Genomic DNA, 365 nt, shown 5'->3' with positions numbered 1-365 from the left:
TGAGATTGTAGGCGAGTACGTTCAAACTCATCTCGGTACCTACATTGGGTAATCTGCGCATCAGGAAGTGCGTGTAGCCCATCCAATGCTTGAACGTTCCGAAGACATGTTCGACGGTTCGCCTGCGTACTGTCATCGCATCAGGCGTTTTGTCCAGCCGACGTTGAACCGCTTCCAGCACCGACTCGTGCTCCCATCGACTTATCCGTCGTTGGTCGCTCGGAGTGCACTGTGACTTTATCGCGCATTGCGAACAGGCGCTGCTCCAGTATCGATGTAGCTGCATCCCGTGTTCCTCGCTGGTGTATCGGTAAATTGCCCGTTCTCCAGCTGGACATTGGTATTCGTCGTCCCGCGCAATGTAG

At 54.2% G+C, this 365-nt stretch carries 1 protein-coding gene; it reads right to left on the bottom strand.

The features are described 5' to 3' along the window. On the bottom strand, positions 1 to 365 hold a 365-nt coding region (locus tag PQQ53_RS35005; protein ID WP_408329318.1), incomplete at both ends, for a transposase.

Origin of the sequence: Paraburkholderia strydomiana, from assembly GCF_046030495.1 — a bacterium.
In the GTDB taxonomy this organism is placed as follows: domain Bacteria; phylum Pseudomonadota; class Gammaproteobacteria; order Burkholderiales; family Burkholderiaceae; genus Paraburkholderia; species Paraburkholderia strydomiana_A.
Note: the sequence above shows the minus strand (reverse complement) of the source record. Positions and strands in the feature narration are given on the sequence as shown.